Origin of the sequence: Citreimonas sp. (assembly GCF_042096055.1) — a bacterium.
In the GTDB taxonomy this organism is placed as follows: Bacteria; Pseudomonadota; Alphaproteobacteria; order Rhodobacterales; family Rhodobacteraceae; genus Citreimonas.
The window spans coordinates 9,731-12,365 of record NZ_JBELMH010000031.1; the positions used below are offsets into that span (position 1 = coordinate 9,731).

The 2,635-nt window shown below is 68.9% G+C and carries 2 protein-coding genes and 1 pseudogene; 1 reads left to right on the plus strand and 2 read right to left on the minus strand.

Annotated features, from left to right (window positions below):
- A partial coding sequence (locus ACFDTC_RS08915) for an isoleucine--tRNA ligase (protein WP_375258525.1) occupies positions 1 to 1,683 on the plus strand: 1,683 nt, incomplete at its 5' end.
- Between the two features lie 104 nt (positions 1,684 to 1,787).
- Here ACFDTC_RS08915 and rpsO read toward each other — a convergent pair.
- Entirely contained in the window at positions 1,788 to 2,057 is a 270-nt protein-coding gene (gene rpsO, locus ACFDTC_RS08920) for a 30S ribosomal protein S15 (RefSeq protein ID WP_375258526.1), read from the minus strand.
- Between the two features lie 176 nt (positions 2,058 to 2,233).
- Positions 2,234 to 2,635 (minus strand): annotated as a pseudogene (locus ACFDTC_RS08925) (calcium-binding protein); the annotation flags it as partial.

A 2,635-nucleotide genomic window follows, 5' to 3' on the forward strand; every position in this document is an offset into this window, starting at 1 on the left:
AATGGCGGGCTGCTCGCCCGCGGACGGATGACGCACAGCTACCCGCATTCCTGGCGCTCGAAGGCGCCGGTCATCTACCGCAACACGCCGCAATGGTTCGCCGCGATCGACCGCGCGGTCGGCGACGGGCAGGACACCTACGGCACCACGATCCGCGAACGCGCCCTGCGCTCGATCGACGAGCTGGTGACCTGGACACCGAAGACCGGCCGCAACCGCCTGCACTCGATGATCGAGAACCGGCCTGACTGGGTCCTGTCGCGCCAGCGCGCCTGGGGCGTGCCGCTGACCTGCTTCACGAAGAAGGGCGCGCTGCCCACGGACGAAGACTTCCTGCTGCGCGACCCGGCCGTGAACCAGCGCATCCTCGACGCGTTCGAGACCGAGGGCGCCGACGCCTGGTACAAGCCCGGCGCCAAGGAACGCTTCCTCGGCAACGACCACGACTCCGAGCAGTGGGAACAGGTCTTCGACATTCTCGACGTGTGGTTCGACAGCGGCTCGACCCACGCCTTCGTGCTGCGCGACCGCGAGGACGGCACCGTGGACGGCATCGCCGACGTCTACATGGAGGGCACCGACCAGCACCGCGGCTGGTTCCATTCGTCGATGCTGCAGGCCTGCGGCACGATCGGCCGCGCGCCCTATCGCAACGTGGTGACGCACGGCTTCACGCTCGACGAGAAGGGCAACAAGATGTCCAAGTCGCTGGGCAACATCACCGCCCCCGAGGAGGTGATAAACCAGTACGGCGCCGACATCCTGCGGCTCTGGGTGGCGCAGGCGGACTACACCGCCGACCAGCGCATCGGGCCCGAGATCCTGAAGGGCACCGCCGACGGCTATCGTCGTCTGCGCAACACGCTGCGCTTCATGCTGGGCGCGCTGGGGCATTTCCGCGAGGGTGATCGCGTCGACGCCGCGGACATGCCCGAACTGGAACGCTGGGTGCTGCACCGCCTGGCCGAGCTCGACGACGTGGTGCGCAAGGGCTACGCCGCCTTCGACTTCCAGGGCGTGTTCCAGCAGTTGTTCAACTTCTGCACGGTCGAGCTGTCGGCGTTCTACTTCGACATCCGCAAGGACGCGCTCTACTGCGACGGCGACACGGCCCGCCGCCGCGCCGCACGCACGGTGATGGACCTCCTGTTCCACCGCCTGACCACGTGGCTGGCGCCGATCCTGGTCTTCACCACCGAAGAGGTCTGGCTCGAGCGCTTCGGCGAAAACGCGGGCTCGATCCACCTGCAGGACATGCCGCACACGCCCGCAGATTGGCGGGACGAGCCGCTGGCCGCCAAGTGGGCGATGGTGCGCCGCGCGCGCCGCGTGGTGACCGCAGCGCTCGAGGTGCAGCGCACCGACAAGGTGATCGGCGCCAGCCTCGAGGCCGCGCCGGTGGTCCACGTGCGCGAGGCCGAGATGCTGGAGGCGCTGCGCTCGGTCGCGTTCGAGGACGTGTGCATCACCTCGGACATCCAGCTGACCGGCGACCCGATGCCGTCCGAGGCGTTCCGCCTGCCCGAGACCGAGGGCGTCGGCGTCGTCTTCGAGCGGGCCGAAGGCGACAAGTGCCAGCGCTGCTGGAAGATCCTGCCGGACGTGGGCCGCCATGCGCATCCCGGCACTTGCGCGCGTTGCGACGCCGCGCTGGAATCGACGGAGGCCGCGCACGCCGGCTGACAACGCCGGGGGCCGCGAGGCTCCCGGCCCCGGCCGCTCAAAGCCTTCGAAAACGAAAAACGCCCGCCAATGGCGGGCGTTGTCGTCTTCGCGTCCGGCCGGTCTTAGCGGCGGATGCCCAGGCGCTGGATCAGCTCGCGGTAGCGGCCTTCGTCCTTCGCGCGCAGGTAGTCCAGCAGCTTGCGGCGCTGTGCGACCAGCTTCAGAAGGCCACGGCGCGAGTGGTTGTCCTTCTTGTGCGTCTTGAAGTGCTCGGTCAGCGTCGCGATGCGGTTGGTCAGGATCGCGACCTGCACCTCGGGGGAACCGGTATCGCCCTCTTTCGTGGCGAAGTCCTTCATGACGCGCTGTTTTTCTTCGGCAGTGATCGACATCGGGGATCTCCTTGTCAGGTTCGAGTGACGGCACGAGCCGGGATGTCGTCCAGCAAGGCCCAGAAAAGTCGCGCAACCGTGTGTCCGGCCGACGCGAAGCCGCAGCGTGCAGGTCGCACGACGCGGATGCGTGCAGTTAGACGATTCGGCTGCGCGGCGAAAGAGGTTTCGCGCCGCTATCCGGCCAGCAGCAGGCCGGCCTCGGCCTCGCCGATCAGCACCAGGTCGGCGAGCGCGGGCGCGTCGGCCGTGGCCAGCACCGACACGACCGCGCCGTCTATCAGGATCTCGGTCCGGGTCGGGTCGTCGGCACTGGCGCGCAGTTCGACCTGCGGCGCCTCGGCGGCGCTGTCGTCGTAGAGGATGACGATCCGGTCCTCGTCCGGGTCGAAATCCATCAGCTGCGCGGCACATGGGTCCTCGATCCCCTCGGCAGGCGCCTGCAGCCAGTCGCCCAGCATGATCAGGTCGGCGCCCGCGCCGCCGGTCAGCACGTCGCCGCGCCCCGCGACCAGCGTGTCGTCGCCGTCGTGACCGTTGAGGTAGTCGACCGCCGGCGCGTCGCCGTCGTCCTGGCC

Excerpts from the sequence above, each read along its gene's own strand:
- rpsO (WP_375258526.1), bottom strand. The coding sequence starts at position 2,057 with ATGTCGATCACTGCCGAAGAAAAACAGCGCGTCATGAAGGACTTCGCC.